Raw genomic sequence first — 21180 nt, 5'->3', positions numbered from 1 at the left:
ACCGGCCCCACTCCGATTTCCCACCCGCCGCCTCGCCCAAGATGCGCAGAATCTTCGCGGAGAGCTCGTGCGAATTCTACACCGCACCAAGAGCGTCGCCGAGTCGGGACGGGAAGGTTTTACCGAGAGTTCCTCGCACTATGACGTGGCCAGAATGGTCGTGATCCGGCTGGCGGCATTGCTCGAACACCCCGAGTTCGCCGCGTCAGCCCGGCTGCTCACCACCGACGAAGTGGCCGCGATTCGCACGACCCGCAACATCGCGGCACACGCCGGTTATGACGGGATGAACGACGATCTCTTCTGGATCGCCGTCACCGTTCGCGTCCCCTCGATCATCCACCGGCTGCTCGACAGCTGGCCGCGCTGACGCGCACAGCAGGTGCATTCACTTCTTCGGTGAGCGCGAAGTGGGGGTAATCATCCACGTGCGGAGAGCGCGGTAGTAGCTTCGTTGATCCTGATCGAGGTGCTCGATGGCGTAACGCAGCATGGTCCGCGGCATGGCTGCGGCATGGGCATCGAGAAACTGCAGCAATCGGTCGCGATCTCGCTGTCCGGCTTCCCGCAACACGCCACCGACAGCCTTGTGGATGAGGTCCTGGTCATCATCTAGGAGCAGTCCGGCAAGGCGCATGGTGTCGTCGACCTCACCACGGCGCAGAAAGTACAAAGTTGCCAAGATGGCGGTGCGGCGTTCCCAGAGGTTAGCTGAAAGTGCGAGCTCATCGAGGACTCCGCGGGGCTTGTCGGCGAGGTATCGGCCAACAACATCCCAGGCGCCAAGGTCCACGAGATCCCAATTGTTGATCCGGTCGATGCGTCGCAGATACAACTCGAACAGCCGCTTCTTGAGTTGATCGGTAGCGGTCCTGCCAGCGGACTGCTTGGCCATGATCTTGACAGCCCCTGCCCGCGCCTCGTGGATGGGACTCTCCAGCAGCTCCTCGATCTGGTCGAGAGACATGCCTGTGTATTTGCGCCGCCAGGGCGAACACCTGGCCCATCCGGACGCCGACGAACAGATCGCCCTCACCATAATCACCGGTACCGGCCTTGAAGTAGCGCTTGATCTTTTCGAGTTCAACCGCCGAGCTGAGGTGGCGGAGCTGCCCAATGAATGCTTGCGTCGCGCGCTCCGAGCAGTGGATCCGCCAGTGACCTCGCGCACCCCTGACAGGTCCGACGCCGACCCGTTCAGGGCCTCCACGGCAGGCCGTAGCGTGGACAAAGTGGTGGAGCGAACCGGATTTCGCCTGCTCTGGTCGAGCACCGCGGCATCCAATCTTGCCGACGGCATGGCGCTGGTCGTGTTGCCGCTGCTCGCCCTCGACGGCGGGACGGACGCTGCCGGCGTCGCGGTCATCACGGTCGCCTTGACCCTCGCCTGGCCGGTGGTGGGGCTGCATGCGGGCTGGCTGGTCGACCGGCTCCCCAAGCGTGTCGTCCTCGTCACCGGCAACCTCGCGCGCGGCGCTGCCTTCGGCGGGCTCGGGCTCTGGGCGACCCTCGGCACGGTGCCGCTGTGGGCGATCTTGCTCGCCGCCGCAATCTACGGTCTCGGCGAGATCCTCGTGGACACCGCCCTGAACGCATCCGTGCCCGCGGTCGTGGAGCCCGCCCGCAGAACCGCCGCGAACTCCGCCATCGAGGCGGCGATCACGGTCACCAACGAGCTTGTCGGACGCCCGCTCGCCGGAATTCTGATCGGGCTCGGTTTCACGGTCGCCCTCGGGGCGTTGTTCGCGCTATACGCCGGCGCGGCACTGCTCGCCGTCGCGATCGTGGCGCTGTCGAGGCGAACCGTGGATGAAAGTGCACCAGATCCGGCCGCGAAGCTGCGGCTGCGCGACGGGCTGGTGACGCTCTGGCGACACCCGGTGCTGCGCAGTCTGACCGTGCTGACGTCGCTGACGAATTTGGCGTGGGCGATGTTCTACGCGCTCTTCGTCGTCTACGCCGTCCGACCCGGACCGCTCGGACTCGACCCCACAACCTACGGGCTCGTGTTGTCGCTCGCGGCGCTCGGTGGCATCGGCTCTTCCCTGCTCGCGCCCATGCTCATCCGTCGCGTGCCGACCCGACTCCTGCTGTTCACCGACATGGCGGGCACGGTAATGCTGGTGCTGCCGGTCGCACTCGGAGCGCCGCTTTGGGTCGTGGTCGCCGGGATCATCCTCGCGTCCTCCGGTTCCACCCTGTGGCGGGTCATCGTCTCCTCCTACCGACAGCAGGAGATCGAGGAGCACCTGCTCGGCCGCGCCTATGCGGCCTACCGCGTAATCGGCGTGGGGTCGCTGCCGATCGGCGCGGGCATCGCCGCGGTGATGGCGGCGATCGCCGACGTCACCACCGTGTTCTGGGTGGCGACCATCATCGCAGCAGCCACTGCGATGCTGTTCCTGGTGCTCGCGCGCCGTCCCATCCGACTCGAGACCTGAGCCCGACGAAATTGGCGCACGAGCACCATACGTTCCAGTAAACACGGATGTCGACGATGAGGCATTCACCCGCCAGGCCGCGGAATGGCTCGGCCAGGCGGACGCCCTCCTGCTCGTCAACCACGGACGGTCAGAACGAGTTAAACAGCTGGAACGACGCGCGGGGCTCAGGCGTACGAGGCAGCCCGGGATCTCGGAGATGGCTCAACTGAGCCCGGAGCGGAACCCTTCACGCCAGCTCGGATACGACGGACGCCACCCCAGCTCGGCCTTCGCCTTCGCGTTGGAGGAGCCTCTGATCTGGGTCATCATCGACATCCCGTGCTCGCCAAGCAGCGGTGCGGCGAGCCAGGCCGGCAGTCGCATCGGCGGCTTCGCGCCGATCGAGGCAGCCAGGTAGGGAAGCCACTCCGACACCGGCGCCGGCTCGTCGTCGGCAACGATGTACACACCCGGTGCCCCGTGGGTCACGGCGGCTACCGTCGCCGTTGCGGCATCGTCGATGTGGCAGAACGAAAACATCCCCGTTCCTCCTCCAGCTACAGGAAACCTTCGCTTGGCTACCATCGCCAGGAGATTTCCTCCCGTGCCGAGTCCAGTCCCCGGTCCGTAGAGGCTGCCGTACCGAAGTGCGAGACCATCGAGGTCCGTCGCGCCGGTCACGACCGCCTCCAGGTGACGGATCGCTTCGACCGTGCGGGCTGACACGGCGGTCGGTGCTGGATCGAGCGGGTCGTTCTCGCCCTTGACCCAGCTCCCGGTCCGTTCGCTCGGCCAACCGGCGTAGCTCTGAGCGATGAAGCGCTCCGTCCCAGCGGCACGGGCCGCGGCAAGCAGGAGGTCGGTGCCCCGCGTGCGCAGCCGGTTGGTCTCGGCGAAGTCCTTTTCGAAATTCCTGGGGTTTCCACTCATATGCGCGAGTGCGGTGAGCTGATGGACCACCACGTCTGGCCGCGCCCCCGCGACTGCGTCATCGACTGACGTCACATCCAGTCCGTCCATCACCACCCCGTGCACACCCGCGGCCTCCAGCGCGGCGAGTTTGCTGGAAGAGCTCGTTGTCCCGGTGACGTCGAAACCCGCCTCGAGCAGTTTGGGCAGCAGCCGCCGCCCCAGTGCGCCGGTCGCCCCGGCAAGAAAGACTCGCATGGTCAGTTCTCCCTTCGCTCACCCTTGAGACGTTTGAGCGGGATGATCTGCAACATTCTCATGGTACGGCCGCTACCACGCGAAATATATGGCTCTTGTCAAAGTGGCGGTGTTCTATCGTCGCAAAAAGGCTGCGTCGGCGACCCGACGCTCCAGGCCCTCCAGCAGCAGCTCCAACCCGTAGTCGAACTCGTCCGCGAACGCGTAACCGCCATCGCCCAGCAGTTCGGCGAGCGAGCGCGCGAGGTACGGATACAACTCCGCCGCAGGCGCGACCTTGACGGCGAACGCCTGAGTCGGTGGGGTGGCCTTACCCTGCCAAGAGTTCCGCTGACACCCCCATTGGTCCGTGATCGTGAAGGTCCGCGGGCCATAGGGCTGATCCACTGCATACGACGGCTGTTTCAGTAGCCACGAGCCGTTATCGCCTCCACCAGCTGGTCTGTCGTGGGCAGGCCGGCCAACCCATTCGGGGTGAGGTAGATGCGGCAGGCCAGATCGGTTGTCTTCCCCTCGCTCGGAACGAGATCCTCATCATCAAGAGTCAGCGTCGGCGAGCCGGCAAACTGGACTCCCGCGGCCTCCTCGGATGTGCGCAAAAGTCGAAGGACGATGTCCGCGTCGGAATGCCCAGTCGCATTTAGCGCGTCGCGGAGCCGGGCAGCGGCCTCTTCCCAATTGGGACAATCGTTAATGTGCAGTAGCTCGACTTTCATAGAACCATTCTCCCCGCTATCAGCGGAACGCAGCGGCCCTTGAAAGAACGTCGACAAATCCCCGGCGGCCGTCTCCCAACACTTGGCGAAACTGCGTCTGGGCCGAATCGTCGCGACCCGCCAGGACGGGCAACGGGTTGTACCGGCTCGAGAACGAGCATACGAGCCAGCTCGTTTCGGACGCCATCTTCCAGGTCGCTGCAGGTGGAATAGTCGAACTTTCCACCCTTGACTCTCGCCTCAAGATAGTCATAGGCATCACGAATGTCGTTGGACGGGTAACATCTGTGGGTGGGCGCGGAGGCAACGTGGCACAGCTCAATATGATTAAGCTTGGCGGGAGCGCACGAAACGGGGAACGCATGGCGAGCGACAGGCCATTGGTCAAATCCGCGCAGCGCACTGTGCAGTTGCTTGAAGTCCTCGGCGCGTCTATGACGCCGCTCGGTATGGGTGAGATCCACCGTGTCACCGGCATCCCCCGATCGTCGCTGCACGAATTGATCCGTACGCTTGTGGCGATGCACTGGATCGATAGCACCCACGACGGACTCGCCTTCAGTATCGGTCCCAACGCGCTGCTGACGGGCACCTCGTACCTCGATGCCGACCCGACCGTGACGCCCGCGATCCGCCACCTGGAAGCGCTGCAGGCCGAGGTCGGGTACACCTCACACTTCGCTCGGCTCGACGGCGCCCACATCATCTACCTGGCGAGCAAGGAAACGCCACAGAAGCGGCACGTCACGCCTCGCGTGGGACGAAGGCTCCTGGCTGTCTCAACTGCGCTCGGCCGAGCACTGCTGGCCGAGCGTACTCCAGCGGAGGTCGAGGCAATCCTCGCCGCATCGGTGCCCGCGAAGTCAAGTCCACCGAATACCCCCACCAGCACTGACCCGTCGCTTCTCTATGCGGTGCTGGAAGAGGCACGGGCCCACGGCTATGCCACCGAGAGAGAGCAGGTCAGCCCCAATATCGCGTGCGTCGCTGCCACGGTGCCCTATCGCATTCCAGCCACAGATGCCATCTCCTGCTCACTGCCCATTGAACAAGGAACGCCGGAAGAACTCGCACGCGTCAGTCGCGCGATCATCGCCCATTGTGCGGAACTTGCCGAAGAACTCAAACGTGCAGGTGTGCGCTGACCACCTGCCCTCAGGCGATCGTGCGGGCGGACAGCCCCTCGAGTTCGAGAAGCAGCGCGGAATGGTCAAGTGACCCGTTGCCGCGCGCGTTTGCGGCGCCGACGAGTTGCGCAACGACGGCGCTCACCGGCAAAGTCACTCCGGCGCTGCGTGCTGCATCCATGAGGTTTCCGAGATCCTTGTGATGCAGCTCGAGTCGAAACCCGGGGACGAACTCGTGGGCGAGCATGCCTTGCACTTTCTGGTCCAGGATCCGGTTGCCGGCCAGTCCACCGGCCAACACGGATGCCGCAGTCTCCAGATCAACGGAATAGGCGTCAAGAAACACGAGAGCCTCAGATACGAGCCCGATGATTCCGGCCACCAGCAACTGGTTTGCTGCCTTGACAGTTTGACCTGCCCCGGCCGGTCCGACGTGGCGCACCGTCGTCCCCAATGCCGCGAAATAAGGTTCGGCGCGTCCGAACGCCTCGGGTTCGCCCCCGACCATGATTGAGAGCTTCCCTGCGATCGCACCGCTCTCGCCGCCACTGACCGGCGCATCAACGATGGCGAGCCCCCGATCCGCTGCGGCCGCGCTCAAGTGGATGGCGCTCGCGGGCGCGATGCTGCTCATGTCGATCACCAGACTGTTCTTGCGCGCGAAGGCAAGTATGCCTCCGTCGCCCAGCATGACTCCTTCGACATCGGGTGAATCGGGCAGCATGGTGATGATCACATCAGCTTCACGAACTGCCTGCGCCAATACCACAGTGCTTTCTCCACCGGCTTGTTCGAGCGCATCCCTCGGTACGGCGCCGCGATTGACGCCGATCACCCGGTGCCCAGCGGCCACGAGGTTCGTGGCCATCGGAAGCCCCATGACCCCCAGACCGATAAACGCAATCGTGCTCATGGTTCTCTCCTGTTCTCTCTACTCTTCCGAGTCATGGTCATTTGACAGCGATGCGTTCCTCGAGGGAGCGCGCTATCGTGGTCGCCCGTGCTCGAAGAGGTTCAACGTCGCCGGTCAGCAGTGACGAACCGAATAGATGTCCGCTCAGGCCGACCGCGGCCGCTCCTGCATCGAGATAATCGGCAATCTCCCCCAGACGGATGCCGCCGGTTGTGATGATCGGAATTTCTGGCAATGGTCCGCGCACTTCCCTGAGATATGCGGCTCCACCGACAGGATCGATGGGCGATATTTTGACCGCCGAAACGCCCAACTCCCAGGCATCCGCGATCTCATTGGGTGTCAGACACCCCGGGACCATGGGCACGTCCGCCGCCGCGCTGAACCGCACGACCTCCGGAGTCAGCAACTGGCTCACGAGAAACTGCGCGCCAGAGTCCACGGCCTGCTGCGCCAGATGTGGCGACCGAACCGTACCCGCGCCGAGAATCGCGTCGGGAAACTGCGATCGGGCCGACTCAAGCGCCTCCAGTGCACCGCGCGTGGTGAGCGTGTACTCCACAGTGGTGATGCCGCCATCGATGAGAATCCGCGTCGCCCGGTGGAAATGCTCCGCGGTCGGCGCTCGCAGGATGGCAATCACGGGGCGTGGGGCAAGGGAAGAGATCAGATCGAGCATGGCTACTTTCGCGTTGAGGTGGTGGACCCGCTGGGGGAACGAATGTGATGAAGTGCCCGCCCGAGTGGGCGGAGCACTGATGGAGGTGCCAGGCCGGCGTGGTACACGTGCAGTTCCTGCGCGCCGGCGTCAGCGAGCACACCCCAGCCAGTCGCAAGGTCCTCGGCCGACGATCCAAGTGCGCTCGCGTCGAGCACCGTGACGTATGCCCCGATCTCTTGGTCTGGTGCTGCGGCGCGCAGCGCCCGGAGCCGACGAGCGCCGGCCGCAGCACCGTCCCACCCGGACGTGACAAACCGCAGGGACGCGGTTCCCGCCGCCCGGGCTATCGCCGGCAGAAGGCGAGGACCGATGCCGACCGCGGGACCGCCGGAAGTATCCTCTGCTGTCGCGTGCAATGTGATGGTTCGTGCGCCGGATTCGAACGCTGCGCCGACAGCATCGACACTCGCTGTGGCGCTCACCGAACGAACGTGCTCACGGACAACCGGCTCTTCGAGCTGAATGGTCAGCTGCTCCTCATCACCGGTCAGGATGCTCCGGCGGAGCTGGGTGCGGAAACGTTCGGCGTCGATCTTATGTCGCCGCAGACAATCGCAGCAGCCGGCGCAGAAGCAGAAGGAGAGTGCAGCGCCCATTGTCTCCGACAACAACGGCATGCGAACCTTGTCATGCATGGCGGCGTGGTGCAGTCCCATCGGTCCAACAGACTCGAGCACAACGTCATCCGTTCCGGTCGTCTCCACCACCTCACGGATCAGCCGGTTGCCATAGGCGCGCACCGCAGGCTGCGATGGGCAGAGCGCATGCCGGGAGATTTCACCGAGAGCGTTTTGCCTAAAAAGACCGAGTGGTGCGTCGAGCCCGTCGACGTGTGACATCACGATCCATGCCCGCACCTTCACACCGCGTTCTGCGAGCAGATCCCGCGCAGCACCGAAGGAGTCCTCGACACCTGTAACATCGGCCCCGCGTCCCGGGTGGAGCGGCTGGCCCCGCCACACGTCCCCGCGCCACGGGCTGAAGAGCCTGGAGCGGTCGGAGTCGATCACCCGACGCGTAGAGTGCCGCGGGGCTACCGCGCGAACGGCGTGATATGCGGCGGCAATGGTCACCGAGTCTGCGCCGATCGCGGCTATCGTGTCGGCGGCTGAGGCATCGGCGACGTCCCATGGATACGCATAGATCGTGGAACGTCGAATACCGCTCACCACCGCGGCAACCCCGGATCGAAGTCCGGATGGACGCTCTGCATGTATGCCGTGTCGTTCCTGGTACGGATGCCACACCTGAGGTACTCCTCGTGCGCGGCCGCAAGTGAGTCGCGATTCAGACGCACTCCGAGACCGGGAGCCGTCGGCAATGTGGTGGCACCGTTCTCAATCGCAATCGCGCCGGGTTCAATGATGTCGTGCGCTGCGCTCCACGGGTAGTGCGTGTCCCCCGCATACCCCAGGTTGGGGATCGCCGATCCCAGCTGCGTCATCGCGGCAAGCGATATTCCCAGATGAGAGTTGGAGTGAAGTGAGACACCCCACCCGATACGCCGACAGTGCTCAGCGAGAGCCACCGTGCGGCGCAGCCCGCCCCAGTAGTGATGATCGGCAAGCAGGATCGAGAAGGCCCCGTCAGCCAGCGCAGGCTCAATCTGCGCCGTCTCGGCGACACACATATTGGTGGCGAGTGGCATCTGGCTCTGGGCGAGGCCGGCCATGCCGTCGCAGCCGATCGGGTCTTCCAGATATTCGAGGGTGCCCGCCAGTGCGTTGCTCGCCTCGCGGGCAGTCTCAAGCGTCCAGGCACAGTTCGGATCGAGGCGTAACCGGTGGTCGGGGAACGCCGTACGCAAGGCGCGGATTGCCTCGATCTCGACCTCGGGCGCGAAAACTCCGCCCTTCAGTTTCAGCGACCGGAAGCCGTATTGGTGTACAAGCTTCGCAGCAGCCGAAACCAGGGTCGCTGTATCCATGACCGCACCCCATTCGTCGGGAATCGGCGGTCGTTGTGCGGTTGCGGGGTGCTCTGCCCACTTGTAGAAGAGATAGCCGGAAAAGTCGACTTGTTCCCGCACGACTCCGCCGAGCAGTTCGGCGCACGAGAGCCCGTCCAGCTGACCATGCGCATCGAGGCACGCGACCTCCAGCGGAGAAAACGCGGTCAAAACAGCTCGTTCGCCTGAGCCTGGTAGCGCGCTTCGAACTAATTGTTCAAGGGTGCTCGCATCACGGATGTCTGCGCCGAGGATGGCGGACGCTGCCCTGTTCAGCAATTGTGCTGCTGCCTCGCCTCCCTGGGCCTCCCCCAGGCCAACCACACCATCGTCAGTGAACACCTCCACGATGATGCGCAAGGCCCACGGCTCGTGCACACCCCAGGTATTGAGCAGTGGTGGATCTGGGACTGCGATCGGTGTGACCCGAACCTGGGAGACGATGCTCATTATCCCTTCACACTCCCATCGGTCAGACCGGATATGAATCCACGCTGGTTGAAGATGAAGACTGCGACGACGGGGAGGGTCACCAGCACTACGCCGGCCATCAGCGGACCGTATTGAATGTTTCCGTCGACGAGGAATCGCGCCAGCGCCAGTTGCACCGTCTGCATCTCAGCGGAACTCGTGATCACCAGTGGCCACAGAAAGTCGTCCCAGACGCCGGTGAAGGCAAAGATCGCGATGACCGCAACCAGTGGCTTAGCCAATGGCAGGTAAATGCGCGTGAAGATGCGCCACTCACTGGCTCCGTCCACACGCGCCGCTTCGGCGAGTTCCGGTGAGGCGCCGCTGAAGTACTGTCGAGAGAGAAAGATGTTCATCGGCATCACGAGGTGTGGAAGCGTCAGCCCGGCGATGGTATTGAGCAGGCCGCTGCCCCCTTGTCCAAGAAAGTCATTGCCACCGGCAAATGGCACACCCTTCGTCATGAGGAACAGCGGAATGAGAGTGACAGACACGGGAATCGCCGTGGTGGCGATCAGAGCGAAGAATACTGCCGTGCTACCACGGAACTTGAGCATGGCGAACGCATAGCCCGCGAGTATGGCGATAACGCAGTTACCGAGCACCACGGCAGCTGCCACCAACGCGGAGTTCGTCAGGGCGCGAAGCAGGTTCGCATCCACGAGGGCGGTCTTGAAGTTCTCGAGTGTCGGACTGGCGGGAATCAGACTGACACTGCCGAACGCCTGCTCACTCGGCGTGAACGCGAGGCTGATCATCCAGAGGAATGGCACCATCACGAGAAGCGACATGACGGTGAGCAGCACTGCACGAGTGAGCGCACTGTGCCCGTCAAGTGAGCGCCGTCGCCGAAGTGGAGTGGACGTGGTCATGAAGTCTTCCTTCCGAGCATGCCTCGGACGGCGAGGAGGGAGGCTGCGGCGATGAACGCAAAGAGCACGAAGGCCATGGCTGAAGCGCTGCCCATACGGTTGTACTGGAACGCTTCGGTGTAAATCAGGTAGTTGGTCGTCGTGGTGCTGCCCAGTGGGCCGCCCCCTGTGAGAACAAAAATCTCCGCGAAGCCCTGTGAGATGAAGATAATGTCCATCGCAACGACGTAGACGAGGATCGGCTTCAGGCCGGGCAGAGTGATATGACGGAAGAGGTTCCACTTGCCGGCGCCGTCGATCCGTGCCGCCTCATATAGCTCTCGTGGGATTGACTGCAGCCCGGCTAACAGCAGCACCATATTGCTCCCCAGCGCCTTCCAGATGCGCATTGCGGCAACGGCGGGGAGGGCGGTGTCCTGGTCGAGAAGCCAGTTCTGTTCCGGAATCTGAAAAAACGCCAGTATTTCGTTGAAGAGACCATGTGACGAGTACATCCACAGCCAGATCATGCTCACGGCTGTGAGCGCGACGATGTGAGGGATGTACAGCGCCGAACGAACCAACCCGACACCACGGAATGGACGGTTGACGAGCACGGCGAGCACGAGCGCGAGCACAACGGTGACGGGCAACACCATAAGCACGTACTTGCCGGTCACGATGAGCGAGTTGCCGAAGGTCGGATCGGAGAAGATCTGCAGGTAATTCTCCGGCCCGATGAAGTCCGGACCGGAGCGAGACAGCGGGCTGTAGTCGCTGAAGCTCAAGACGAGGCCGTAGACAACCGGAATCAGATGGAAGATGCATACATAGAGTGCCGCTGGCAGCACAAAGAGCATTCCGGTGATCGCGAGGCGCTTGCCATAGCGTTTGCGTCGGACGGGAGGTGAAGCACTGGGGCGAGCTGAAGCCCGCCCCAGCGCCGGGAGAGATGTTTGTGTCATCGGTGGCTATGGCCGAGACTTCGCGAGGATGTCATCAACCGCGGTTTCCATCTGGCTGAGCGCCTCCTTCGTTGTGAGCTGCCCGTGCAACGCCTGCTCGATGTAACCGGCCATGGTGTCTCTGGCCTGCACCCAGCCGGGCACGTTCGGGTTCGGGGTGAATTGCGGCAGGGCTTCAAGCCACGCCTGCACGACGGGACTCGACTGCGCGTACTCGGAGTCCATCGCCGAAAGACGGGTCGGAACAGCACCGATTCCTGACGTGTATTGCTCGCTTACTTCGGGCTCGATCATGTACTCAATGAACTTCCACGCCAAGTCCTTGTTCGGGCTGTCGCTGCTGATCATCAGACCCGCTCCGGCGCCGCCCAGGGCATAACCGGTTTCGGTACTGTCGAAACGTGGAACGGGCATGATTCGGAAATCACGCTCAGGATCCACGGCCATGATGTCGGTGGCACGCGGGGCGACCGTCAATTGGATCGCCGCGTCTCCGGTCACAACAGGTTGCTGGGCGGGGGCGGAGTCCATGAAGTTCTCACCGAGGTTTCCGGTGACCGGGTTGGTTCCAGCGAACATGTCAACCAGGTAGTTCAAGGCCAGTTCGCCTTCTGGGGAGTTCATGGCGGCAGTCGTTCCGTCTTTGCTCAACTGACTTCCTCCGGCGCCGAGCAAGAGATTCGCAAAAGCCTGCTGTCCACCGATCGGATGAGTCGGAAGCATCAGACCCGAGCGAACGATGGCATTCCCGTCCTTGACCGTCAGCTTTTCGGCCGCCGCGTAGATCTCTTCCCAGGTCTGAGGCGGATTCTCTGGGTCGAGACCAACTTCCGTGAAGGTATCCGCGTCGTAGATCAGCATGTTGCCCTGCATCGAGAGCGGAACCAGATACTGCACGCCGTCGACCTGTCCGCCTGGCAGCGCCGCCGAAAGATCTTCAACCTCAGCAGGATCGAGTTCGGCGATGTAGTCGTCAAGGGGCTCGACGCGCTCTGTCACCGAATAGTCGGCGATCGCAGCGGGTCCATGTCCGAAGACATCGGGTGCGGTACCGGCCGCGAATGCCGCGCTCAGTTTTGTAGACAGGTCCCCCCAGTCGGCGAAGGTGACCTCCACGTCTGAGCCGGTTTCTTCTTCGAACTGGGGAACTATTGTTTCGGTGACGAGGTCGATCTCGGTCTGGTTGGTACCCGGAAACCACACGACGAGCTTGTCTTCGGTGTCATCGGCGGGCCCGGCGGCGCACGCGGAGAACGCAAGGACTCCGCTGGTCATGAGTGCAATGAGAGTGAGCTTCCCACGTGTGCGAGTGCGAGTGCGAGTGAAAGATTCCATGTCGTCCTTCCATGGCATCGAGAGCAGCGATGCTCCTGACGCTTGATGAGTAGTTTGCAAAAGCAATTGTCTACATATGTGAACTGATTCAGGGTTGTAGCAACTTGAACGATATGCTGGAGTGCCGCCGTCGTCAAGGGCAGATCTGATCAACCGCTGATGTATGTCTCCCAGGAGGACCACCCATGTCTCGAATCGCAATCACGGGAGCCGCTGGCACGATGGCCTCCTCGTTGCGCCCTCGACTGCGCGCCTTGGGCCACGACCTCGTCCTGATTGACATTGCTTCGCCGGCCGAACCCGTCGGAGACAATGAGACATTTCACCAACTCTCCGTCACAGAGATCGATGGCTTGCCTGAGGCGCTCGTCGGCACCGATGTGGTGATCCACCTGGCTGGCTATCCGAGGGAGCGCCCGTGGGACGACATCGTCGCGACCAATATCCGCGGCGGATACAACATTCTCGAAGCAGGTCGAAGCGCCGATGTGACGCGCTTTCTGCTGGCGAGCTCCGTACACGCAGTCGGATATACCCCGATCGCAGAGGCAGGCGATATCCCGGTGTTTCCGCCGCGTCCTGACACGTTGTACGGTGTGGGCAAGGTTGCGCTCGAGGCTCTCGGCAGTGCGTACGCCGACCGCTACGGCATGACTGTCGTTTCGGCAAGGATCCTCAACTTCGCACCCGCGCCGACGAGTGAAAGGGGTCTTGGCTTCTGGTTCTCGCCTGACGACTTCTGCCGCCTTGCTATCGCAGTGCTGAACCTGAAGTCCCCCGGCCATCACATCGTGTGGGGCGTCTCGCGAAATGCCAGAGGAGTCGTCTCGCTCGACGCAGGCGAAGCGATCGGGTTCTTCCCGGTGGACGATGCCGAGGCCTTCGCCGCGTCGATTGACCAATCCATGCGCGTCGGGTACCCCACCGTGCTCGGTGGACCATTCGTGGATGACGCTCACCCTATGGGAGTCAATTGGTCGTAGCCTCCGCTGTCGTAGGTCAATGCTAATACGCATTAGCACCGCACGCAAGCAATACTAATACGAGCGAGCGCACCGCAACCAGCGGGCGCAAAACAGCCGCACCGGCGCGGGTGCCTTCACCATCGCAAACTCCGCACCAAAGGAGGAGAAAGCTCCGCTGAGAGCGCGATCCATCCTCCTTTCGGACCGAGCTGCCCAATTCGTCCTAGTCAGGTGACCAGCATCCGAGTCGTGACCGGCGAATCAATCGTGGCTGGTCGACATGCCACGCTTCGCGGCAGCAGGTGCCCTGGCCTTGACGATCAGCTCAGATGGGATGCCACGCGAGAAGAGCAGCGACAGCAGCGAGATGACGATCAAGCCGAAGAACGCAATACGAAGCGACGACAGCTCGCGTCGTGAGCCTGCAGCGCCACGGATCAGGTGACTGCGGTGAGCAATCTGAGATCGTCGAGTGCATCACGGATGTGCTGGGGGAAGTCCCCGGACTCCTCCTCTGCGACCCACTTCTCGAACCCGATCTTGAACACCATGACTCCGGTCTCGGCGGCAAGTGCGGCGGCAGCCTCCCGCACGCCTCTGGCACGCAACGCTTCGGCCGCCGCAGCCCCGAGTAGGGCGAGTTTGAGCAGTTCGCGCTCCTGCAGGCTGGGATTGGTGGCGATGACGGATGCGCGCTGCCGAGCGAATTCGCGGCGCTCCTGCAGCAAACTTGCGGCGTTCTCCATCGCGACACCAATGGTCTCAATCGGCGACAGCGTGAGTGGTGCAGAGGCGATGGCGCTAACGACCAACTCCTGAAGGGCACCAGAAGCGTCGAACAGCACCTCGCGCTTGTCTGCGAAGTAGCGAAAGTAGGTGCGTTCGGTGACGCCGGCGCGCTCGGCGATGTCTGCGACTGTCGTTTGCTCGTAGCCGTGCTCCGCATAGAGCTCAAGAGCGGCGCGCGTCAGGCGACCACTTGCATCCGGTTCCCATCGCGCCATGCTCACGAGTCTACCGATGAAAGAGACTACCGATGACAGCGACTGACATGTCGTGCTACGCTGATGACAGTAACTGACATCAAGAGCTCGACCGCCAGGCCGAGCGAGAAGAGAGGTTTCACTCATGCGAGTATTCGTCACTGGAGCATCCGGCTGGATCGGCTCCGCCGTCGTCCCCGAACTCATCACCGCCGGTCACGAGGTCGTCGGCCTCGCCCGCACGGTTGAGGCGGCGACCGCGCTCACGGCCGCCGGTGTCGGCGTGCGACGCGGCAGCCTCGACGATCTTGAGAGCCTTCACGCCGGCGCAGAAGATTCCGACGGCGTCATCCACCTGGCCTTCAAACACGACTTCACCGACATGGCCGGCGCCGGCCGCACTGAGCGCGCGGCTGTCGAGACGATTGGCAACGCCCTTGAAGGCTCCGATCGCCCCTTCCTCTTCGCATCCGGTGTGACCGGTATCGCTCCCGGCCGCATCGCAACGGAGCGTGTCGCGGCCGGCAGTGGGCCGGATGCGCCGCGTGGCGGCGGCGAGCAACTCGCGCTCGACTACGCCGACCGCGGAGTGCGCCCTGTGAGCGTGCGGTTCGCCACGACCGTGCACGGTGAAGGGGACCACGGCTTTGTCGCCGTTCTCGCGGGCATCGCGCGCGAGAAAGGCGTCTCCGGTTACGTGGGCGACGGCGCCAACCGTTGGCCCGCCGTGCACCGTCGCGATGCCGCCCACCTGGTGCGGCTCGCGCTCGAGAATGCTCCGGCCGGTGCCATCGTGAACGCAATAGGCGAGGAGGGCGTGCGAGCACGCGACATCGCCGAGGTGATCGGCCGCCACCTGAACATCCCGACCGTGTCCGTCGCGCCAGAGGATGCCGCCGCGCACTTCGGTTGGGTCGGGCCCATCTTCTCCCTCGACAGCCCCGGGTCGAGCGAGCTCACCCAGGAACTGCTGGGCTGGGTGCCGACGCACCCCACCCTGATGGAGGACCTGGAGGCCGGGTACTACTTCGAATAGTTCACCCGGATGAGGTGCCAGCTTCTGCTCGTTTGCACGCGGCGACACTAGCAAAATGTTGCCCCCTCTCACCGTCGCTGCGAGGTCGAGGCTTCCCTCCACTAGAGTTACCAAATATGGGACGACGACCTCACGCACGACGCCGGTGGCCATGGATCGCGTTGGGAGGAGTCGTTCTCGCGGCGCTCCTCGCATCCTGCGTGATCGTCTTCGGTGGTGCGCAGCTGCTCCTGACGCCACATCACAACACCTCGACGCCCGCGGGGAGCATTGTCGACCTCAGCGACAGCGAGGTCACCCTCTCGAAGATGGCGGCGACCGAGCGCGTCGGGACATACGGGTTGCTGTGGGACACGGATGCCGGTCCCAATACCGGCACAGCCACGATCGGACCCGTCAGCTCGACTGGCGACGGAACCGTCACGCGCCCCATCTCGAACATTGTCGGCGAACTCGCCGTTGGCATGAAGGTCGGTCTCAACCCCAACATCTACAACACCGACCCCCAGACCAGTCTCGGCATCCCGTTCAAGAACGTCGATATCGACGGAGAACTCGGTTCAATGCCTGCCTGGCAGGTTGAGGGCGAGGGGTCCACCTGGGTTCTGTTCGTGCACGGCATCGACGGAGAACGGGAGAGTGCACTTCGCCCGTTGCCCGTGCTCGTCGATGCCGGTTTGCCGACCCTCATGATCACCTATCGCAACGATGTCGACGCTCCGGCGAGCCCGAACGGCCTCATCTCCCTCGGCCAGACCGAATGGAAAGACCTCGACTCCGCTGCAGACTATGCACTGGACCAGGGCGCCACCGATTTTGTGCTCTACGGCGACTCGATGGGCGGGAGCATCGTCACTCGGTTCATGCACGAGTCCAAGCACGCATCGAAGGTGCTGGGAATGGTGCTCGACGCGCCGGTGCTCAATTGGGCCGGCGTGCTGCAGAATCAGGCCGACCGGTTCAACCTGAACCTCCTCGGGGCGCCACTGCAGGCCGCCGTGGCCTGGCGCGGAGACATCGATCTGAACGAACTCGATGAGCTCACCCAGACAGCTGCCTTCGAAGACCTTCCAATCCTGCTGTTTCAGGGACTCTCCGACCCACTGGTTCCGCCGTCGGAGAGCGAGTTCTTCGCCGGATCCCTGCCGAATGCCACCTATGTCCCAGTGGCAGATGCCGGCCATATCCAGAGCTGGAACATCAACCCTGAGGCCTACGAGCAGAAGCTTGCGGAGTTCGTCAGCCAGTTCTCGGAAGCCACGCCGGATAGTTGAGCTGGACCTCGACGATAGGTCCTGCGCATCGACTTGCGCATCGACTTCTATGGTGTGATGACCACTTTGCCGAGCGCGCGCCCCTCACCGACGTAGGCGAGCGCCTGCGGCACCTCCTCGAGCGGGTAGAGGCGGTCGATATTGATGCGAAGGTCTCCGGCGATGCAACGCGCTGCGACGGGCTCGAATTGCGCCGGGCCCTGCCTCGCAAGAAGGAGTCCCAGCCGACGCCCGGTAAGCAGGCCGAGCACAGCCCCGACAGTCACCACTCGCAGCACCGTTCGCACAGTGCCGCCCACGCAGAGGTAGCGGCCGCCCGGAGCCAACGCCCGCCGGTAGGCGAACACCGATCGGTGCGCGACGAGATCGAGCACGAGATCGAACGGTTCGAGCCGAGTGAAGTCCTCCCTGCGATAGTCAACAACGTCGTCGGCACCGAGCTCCCGCATGAAATCGAGTTTGCCCGCGTTGTCGACGCCGGTCACGTGCGATCCGGAGAGCTTGGCGAGCTGGATCGCGAACGAGCCGGCCCCGCCGCCCGCCCCGTTGATCAACACGCGCTGCCCGCGGCGTGCGCTGACGGTTCCCTGAAGCGCGATCGAGGCTGCCTGGGGCAGCGTCGAGGCCTCGGCGAACGTCAACTCCCCCGGCTTGTGGGCAAGCGCCGCTTCGGGCGCCACCGCGTACGTGGCGAAACCGCCCATGAGGCCCATATTGTCGCCGTACACCTCATCGCCCTCGCTGAACCGGGTGACGGCGGAGCCGACGGCCGCGACACGTCCGGCAATGTCGGAGCCGAGCACCCGACGCCTCGGGGCTCGCAGTCCCCCGATCCGCGCGTACATCGGAGATCCCCGCAGCCCTTCCCAGTCCGAGAGATTGACGGATGTCGCGGCAACCTCAACGAGCACCTGGCGCGCGCCCGGTGACGGCACACGAACCTCCTCGACTCTCAGCACGTCGGGAGGGCCGTACCTGTCGTAGACGACGGCCCTCATGCTGATCGGCTGTCACGCGCGCGACGCGAGGAACTGCACATGCCAGTCAGTGTACGCGCGGGCCAGGAACGAGGTGCGGCCGGGCCCTTGTGGGCCCAACCGGCCACCACCTAGCCGACCAGCCACATTGACGAAGTAGGTCCAAAAGAGCGCAGGATCGTTGTCCCGCTAGTCCAGCGAGAACCAGGCGGCCGACCACTTATCGGCAGGGGCGGATGCCAGCCACTCGGTCAGCATTGTCGTCTTGCCGAATCCTGCGGGAGCCGACACGAGCGTCAGCGCCGATTCCGTCCCTCGACCCAGGACCTCGCTCAGTCTCGGACGCGCGATCAGTCCGCGTCGTTGGCGGGGGTGTCGATCGCGCCCCAGCCGAGGAGCACGACGAACACGAGAGTGATCACGATCAGCGCCACCGGAAACGTCAGCCCATGCTTATCTTGCGTTTTGCCCACGCAGTCCCCCGATTCCGATCGTTTGAACGCGAGTGGCGGTTCTTCAGCTGCCTTCCTGACTCGCCAGCCACCGCGCGAGAATCTTCTCCAGCGTGTCACGGTCTTCCGCCGAGAGCTGCGCCACCAGCCGTCTCTCGTTCGCCATGTGATCGGTGAACGCAGCGTCGATCACCTCGAGGCCCGCGGACGTCAGTGCCACGATCCGCCTTCTCCCATCCCCTTCAGCAGCGCGGCGCTCGACGAGACCAGCATCTGCGAGACGGTCGAGCCGCTTGGTCATCGCGCCCGTCGTGACCATCGTGTGCTCTGCGAGGTCGCCCGGCGCGCGCTCGAACGGCGCTCCGGCCCTTCGAAGCGTCGCGAGCACATCGAACTCCCCCTCCCCCAGGCCGTGGCGCGCATACACCTCGACCAGTTCGCCGGTCAGGTGCGCGGCGAGCCTGTGCAGCCGACCGATGATTCCCTGCGGCGTGACGTCGAGGTCGGGGCGCTCACGCTTCCATTCCGCCTGGATGCGGGCAACGCGATCGGTGTACTCAGCCATGGGGTTCATAGTACCTTCCACGGAAGGTATAGTACCTTCCATGGAAGCTAAATGGCGCTGGATACTCCTGACAGCGATCGCCCCGATCGCCTGGGGCTCGAACTACTTCGTGACGCGGCAGTTCCTTCCTGAAGGCGACCCGCTCTGGGGTGCGGCGCTTCGTGCGCTGCCCGCCGGCATCCTCTTGCTGCTCGTTGCACGACGATTGCCCCGAGGCTCCTGGTGGTGGAAATCACTCGTACTCGGCACGTTGAATGTCGGTGCGTTCTTCGTGCTCATCTACGTCGCGGCCCAGCTGTTACCCTCCAGCGTTGCCGCGACGATCATGGCAACGTCGGCCGGGGTGCTCATGCTCCTCGCCTGGCCGATACTGGCTGAACGGCCCACCGTGACCGCCGCCGCTGGCGCGATACTCGGGTTCGCAGGCGTGTGGGTGCTGGTGGGTGACAGCGAGACCCCTGTGGAGCCCTGGGGTGTCGTTGCTTCGCTCGTCGCCATGCTTATGTCTTCAGTCGGCTACGTTCTCACCAAGAGGTGGGCATCCGGTGAGGCAACGATCGCTGTGACCTCGTGGCAATTGATGGGCGGCGGCCTACTCGTCCTGCCATTCGCCTTCCTCATCGAGGGCGCCCCACCCGTGCTCGACGGACCAGCCGTCGCAGGGTTCGCCTACGTGAGCATCGTCGCCACCGCCCTCGCATTCGCTGCCTGGTTCACCGGCCTGCGACACCTGCCCGCCGGGACCGTCGGCCTCATCGGCCTGCTCAATCCGGTCACGGGCGTAGCGCTCGGCACCCTGCTTGCGGCTGAGTCCTTCGGACCGGCCCAGGGGCTCGGCACTGCGCTCGTGCTCGTTGGGGTGCTGGTTGGTCAACGGCGCGCTCGGCGCAAGACACCAGCGACCGCGGCTGTACAACGAGAGTCCGTGCAGTGAGAATCCGTGCAGTGAGAATCCGTCAAATGTACTTGCGCACCTCGTCCAGGAACTGACGTGGTTCGTCCACCCACATCCGCACAACGGTGACCGCCTGATCGCCGCTGAGTGCTCCGCCGCCGGGCAGCCGCACGACAGTGGGCCGCTCGAGTTCGATCTCCACGTTGGTCTCGTTGTTGATGTGCATCATGAGGGTGCGCGAATCATCGGACTCGATGATCTTCGGCGGTTTCTCCTCCTCGATGCGCAGGTCTCGAGCGACCGACGCGATATCGTCCCAGCTGAGCGCGATGTCGACCTCGAGGCCGTCCCGCACCTGGATGCCGTCTGGTCCGACAGTGTGCGGGCGAACCAGATATCCACAGAGCAGGCCGAGCATCCACGTGAGCCCCCAGATGCCGAGAATCAGAAACGGGATGCGCACGGCCGGCCAGCGGTGCGCGATCAGGTCGACGATCGGAATCTCAACGGCTGAAACCAGGATGAAGACGATGAGGATCGCGAGCACCGGCTTGTGGAAACTGAACCCGGCAGCTCCGTGCGGCACGGCGGGCCGCCGCCCGATGAAGCGAGCGATGCTCGCGTAGATGCCGAGTTCCAGCAGGAGCACCCGCTTCAGAAATCCGGCGATACGCCGCCAAACGGATGCCGGAGGTCTCGGTGTCGTCTGTACACTCACGTCTTCACCGTCCCGCCCGGCTCTCCCCCGGCACGCTCTTCCCCGCGATTCTCCCCCTCGCCACTCTCCCCCTCGGTAGCGATGAGCTCGCGCAGCCGCGAGGAGATGGCGGTGATGCCGCGCATCAGCGGTTCTCGGTCGGCCTCGTCGACGGCGCCAAGTAGTTCGGCCGAGAGCTCGGCGTGTTCTCGCTGCATGTTTTGCATGAACCGGCGAGCGGATGCCGTCAAGTCCACGATGATCGCTCGCCGATCGCTTGGGTGGGGAGAGCGGGTGACGTACCCACCCGCCTCAAGCGCGTCGACGAGCCCGGTGACGTTTCGGGCGCTCATCTCCAGCCGAGTGGCGAGCACGTGCTGCGCAGACGGCCCATTCGCGGCAAGGTCCCAGAGCAACCGGGTGCGAGACGGTGTGAGCGGCGTGCCCGTGAAGGCACGTGCCATGTCTTTCTGGAAGAGCTCGCTGACCTCGAGCAGCCTGTCGAGCACGGCGATCTCGGGCGTCATGTTCTGATGGTACTACATTGTTACCTATCTTCATGATTTGACCCTACCGTCATGGCCCCCGCTTGACGGAGTTTCACTGGCGTTAACCCAGCCCCTGCGTGTCGTTCATGGCGAGCCGCTTGGCTACGGGGGCGGCGTCCGCTGTCGCAGACCGAATCCTCCAGCCCTCCCT

Annotated in this window: 24 protein-coding genes and 1 pseudogene; 8 read left to right on the top strand and 17 right to left on the bottom strand. The window is 63.8% G+C overall.

The features are described from left to right. Positions 1–67: 67 nt before the first annotated feature. Complete coding sequence (locus K323_RS23950) at positions 68–370, top strand: antitoxin (protein WP_157509325.1); 303 nt, start codon at positions 68–70, stop codon at positions 368–370. 18 nt (positions 371–388) lie between these two features. Here the strand turns inward: K323_RS23950 and K323_RS28360 are convergent, their stop codons facing one another. After that, positions 389–967, bottom strand: a complete 579-nt coding sequence (locus K323_RS28360; RefSeq protein WP_245570908.1) for a DNA alkylation repair protein — start codon at positions 965–967, stop codon at positions 389–391. Between K323_RS28360 and K323_RS0102840 the strand changes: the two genes are divergently transcribed. Continuing rightward, complete coding sequence (locus K323_RS0102840; RefSeq protein ID WP_245570907.1) at positions 966–2441, top strand: MFS transporter; 1476 nt, start codon at positions 966–968, stop codon at positions 2439–2441. The genes K323_RS28360 and K323_RS0102840 overlap by 2 nt on opposite strands. 204 nt (positions 2442–2645) lie before the next feature. Here the strand turns inward: K323_RS0102840 and K323_RS0102835 are convergent, their stop codons facing one another. The 3 genes from K323_RS0102835 to K323_RS0102825 form a co-directional block, all read right to left on the bottom strand. Continuing rightward, positions 2646–3590 (bottom strand): NAD-dependent epimerase/dehydratase family protein, encoded by a 945-nt coding sequence (locus K323_RS0102835; RefSeq protein ID WP_022883774.1) that lies wholly within the window; start codon positions 3588–3590, stop codon positions 2646–2648. Positions 3591–3704: 114 nt separating this feature from the next. After that, positions 3705–3977, bottom strand: a complete 273-nt coding sequence (locus tag K323_RS0102830) for a hypothetical protein (protein WP_022883773.1) — start codon at positions 3975–3977, stop codon at positions 3705–3707. A 17-nt stretch (positions 3978–3994) separates the two neighbouring features. After that, the gene (locus tag K323_RS0102825; RefSeq protein WP_022883772.1) at positions 3995–4306 is read right to left on the bottom strand and encodes a hypothetical protein; all 312 of its coding nucleotides are present in this window, start codon (positions 4304–4306) and stop codon (positions 3995–3997) included. A gap of 49 nt (positions 4307–4355) precedes the next feature. On the opposite strand from K323_RS0102825, the pseudogene K323_RS30360 reads away from it, so the two are divergent. Together K323_RS30360 and K323_RS0102820 are read left to right on the top strand one after the other, a co-directional pair. Further along, a pseudogene (locus tag K323_RS30360) lies at positions 4356–4500 on the top strand (transcriptional regulator); the annotation flags it as partial. 168 nt (positions 4501–4668) lie between these two features. After that, positions 4669–5451, top strand: a complete 783-nt coding sequence (locus K323_RS0102820) for an IclR family transcriptional regulator (RefSeq protein WP_022883771.1) — start codon at positions 4669–4671, stop codon at positions 5449–5451. Between the two features lie 10 nt (positions 5452–5461). Here K323_RS0102820 and K323_RS0102815 read toward each other — a convergent pair whose 3' ends face one another. The 7 genes from K323_RS0102815 to K323_RS0102785 are packed head-to-tail and all read right to left on the bottom strand — an operon-like array spanning position 5462 to position 12637. Beyond that, entirely contained in the window at positions 5462–6346 is an 885-nt protein-coding gene (locus K323_RS0102815) for an NAD(P)-dependent oxidoreductase (protein ID WP_022883770.1), read from the bottom strand. Positions 6347–6383: 37 nt separating this feature from the next. Next, positions 6384–7025: a bifunctional 4-hydroxy-2-oxoglutarate aldolase/2-dehydro-3-deoxy-phosphogluconate aldolase gene (locus tag K323_RS23940; protein WP_022883769.1), complete on the bottom strand. Its 642-nt coding sequence runs from the start codon at positions 7023–7025 to the stop codon at positions 6384–6386. Between the two features lie 2 nt (positions 7026–7027). Beyond that, positions 7028–8236: a hypothetical protein gene (locus tag K323_RS28715; protein ID WP_157509324.1), complete on the bottom strand. Its 1209-nt coding sequence runs from the start codon at positions 8234–8236 to the stop codon at positions 7028–7030. Beyond that, a complete protein-coding gene (locus K323_RS0102800; protein WP_022883767.1) occupies positions 8233–9465 on the bottom strand; it encodes an enolase C-terminal domain-like protein in 1233 nt (410 codons plus the stop codon). Before K323_RS0102800 ends, K323_RS28715 begins: the two co-directional genes overlap by 4 nt. Further along, positions 9465–10358 (bottom strand): carbohydrate ABC transporter permease, encoded by an 894-nt coding sequence (locus K323_RS0102795; protein ID WP_022883766.1) that lies wholly within the window; start codon positions 10356–10358, stop codon positions 9465–9467. The genes K323_RS0102800 and K323_RS0102795 overlap by 1 nt, the downstream gene beginning before the upstream one ends. Beyond that, on the bottom strand, positions 10355–11302 hold the full coding sequence (locus K323_RS23925; protein ID WP_022883765.1) for a carbohydrate ABC transporter permease: 948 nt from the start codon (positions 11300–11302) through the stop codon (positions 10355–10357). The genes K323_RS0102795 and K323_RS23925 overlap by 4 nt, the downstream gene beginning before the upstream one ends. 6 nt (positions 11303–11308) lie before the next feature. Next, entirely contained in the window at positions 11309–12637 is a 1329-nt protein-coding gene (locus tag K323_RS0102785) for an ABC transporter substrate-binding protein (protein WP_022883764.1), read from the bottom strand. Positions 12638–12822: 185 nt separating this feature from the next. Between K323_RS0102785 and K323_RS0102780 the strand changes: the two genes are divergently transcribed. Further along, positions 12823–13620, top strand: a complete 798-nt coding sequence (locus K323_RS0102780; RefSeq protein WP_022883763.1) for an NAD-dependent epimerase/dehydratase family protein — start codon at positions 12823–12825, stop codon at positions 13618–13620. 419 nt (positions 13621–14039) lie between these two features. On the opposite strand, the gene K323_RS0102770 is transcribed toward K323_RS0102780, so the two are convergent. Next, positions 14040–14606: a TetR/AcrR family transcriptional regulator gene (locus K323_RS0102770; RefSeq protein ID WP_022883761.1), complete on the bottom strand. Its 567-nt coding sequence runs from the start codon at positions 14604–14606 to the stop codon at positions 14040–14042. A 124-nt stretch (positions 14607–14730) separates the two neighbouring features. Between K323_RS0102770 and K323_RS0102765 the strand changes: the two genes are divergently transcribed. Together K323_RS0102765 and K323_RS28710 are read left to right on the top strand one after the other, a co-directional pair. Continuing rightward, positions 14731–15621: an SDR family oxidoreductase gene (locus tag K323_RS0102765; RefSeq protein WP_022883760.1), complete on the top strand. Its 891-nt coding sequence runs from the start codon at positions 14731–14733 to the stop codon at positions 15619–15621. A gap of 116 nt (positions 15622–15737) precedes the next feature. Then, positions 15738–16895: an alpha/beta hydrolase family protein gene (locus K323_RS28710; RefSeq protein ID WP_157509323.1), complete on the top strand. Its 1158-nt coding sequence runs from the start codon at positions 15738–15740 to the stop codon at positions 16893–16895. Between the two features lie 47 nt (positions 16896–16942). Here the strand turns inward: K323_RS28710 and K323_RS0102755 are convergent, their stop codons facing one another. The 3 genes from K323_RS0102755 to K323_RS0102740 form a co-directional block, all read right to left on the bottom strand. Beyond that, entirely contained in the window at positions 16943–17893 is a 951-nt protein-coding gene (locus K323_RS0102755; RefSeq protein WP_022883758.1) for an NAD(P)-dependent alcohol dehydrogenase, read from the bottom strand. A 329-nt stretch (positions 17894–18222) separates the two neighbouring features. Continuing rightward, a complete protein-coding gene (locus K323_RS30635) occupies positions 18223–18345 on the bottom strand; it encodes a hypothetical protein (RefSeq protein ID WP_022883756.1) in 123 nt (40 codons plus the stop codon). 43 nt (positions 18346–18388) lie between these two features. Next, positions 18389–18889, bottom strand: a complete 501-nt coding sequence (locus K323_RS0102740; protein ID WP_026851148.1) for a MarR family winged helix-turn-helix transcriptional regulator — start codon at positions 18887–18889, stop codon at positions 18389–18391. Positions 18890–18929: 40 nt separating this feature from the next. Between K323_RS0102740 and K323_RS0102735 the strand changes: the two genes are divergently transcribed. Then, on the top strand, positions 18930–19823 hold the full coding sequence (locus K323_RS0102735; RefSeq protein WP_033372344.1) for a DMT family transporter: 894 nt from the start codon (positions 18930–18932) through the stop codon (positions 19821–19823). Between the two features lie 22 nt (positions 19824–19845). Here the strand turns inward: K323_RS0102735 and K323_RS0102730 are convergent, their stop codons facing one another. Together K323_RS0102730 and K323_RS28705 are read right to left on the bottom strand one after the other, a co-directional pair. Next, the gene (locus K323_RS0102730; RefSeq protein ID WP_026851146.1) at positions 19846–20502 is read right to left on the bottom strand and encodes a hypothetical protein; all 657 of its coding nucleotides are present in this window, start codon (positions 20500–20502) and stop codon (positions 19846–19848) included. Next, a complete protein-coding gene (locus tag K323_RS28705; protein ID WP_022883752.1) occupies positions 20499–21008 on the bottom strand; it encodes a MarR family winged helix-turn-helix transcriptional regulator in 510 nt (169 codons plus the stop codon). Before K323_RS28705 ends, K323_RS0102730 begins: the two co-directional genes overlap by 4 nt. Positions 21009–21180 lie beyond the last annotated feature (172 nt).

Source organism: Glaciibacter superstes DSM 21135, from assembly GCF_000421145.1.
Lineage (GTDB): Bacteria > Actinomycetota > Actinomycetes > Actinomycetales > Microbacteriaceae > Cryobacterium > Cryobacterium superstes.
The sequence above is the reverse complement of the archived record's forward strand: the minus strand, read 5'-3'. Positions and strand labels throughout refer to the sequence as shown.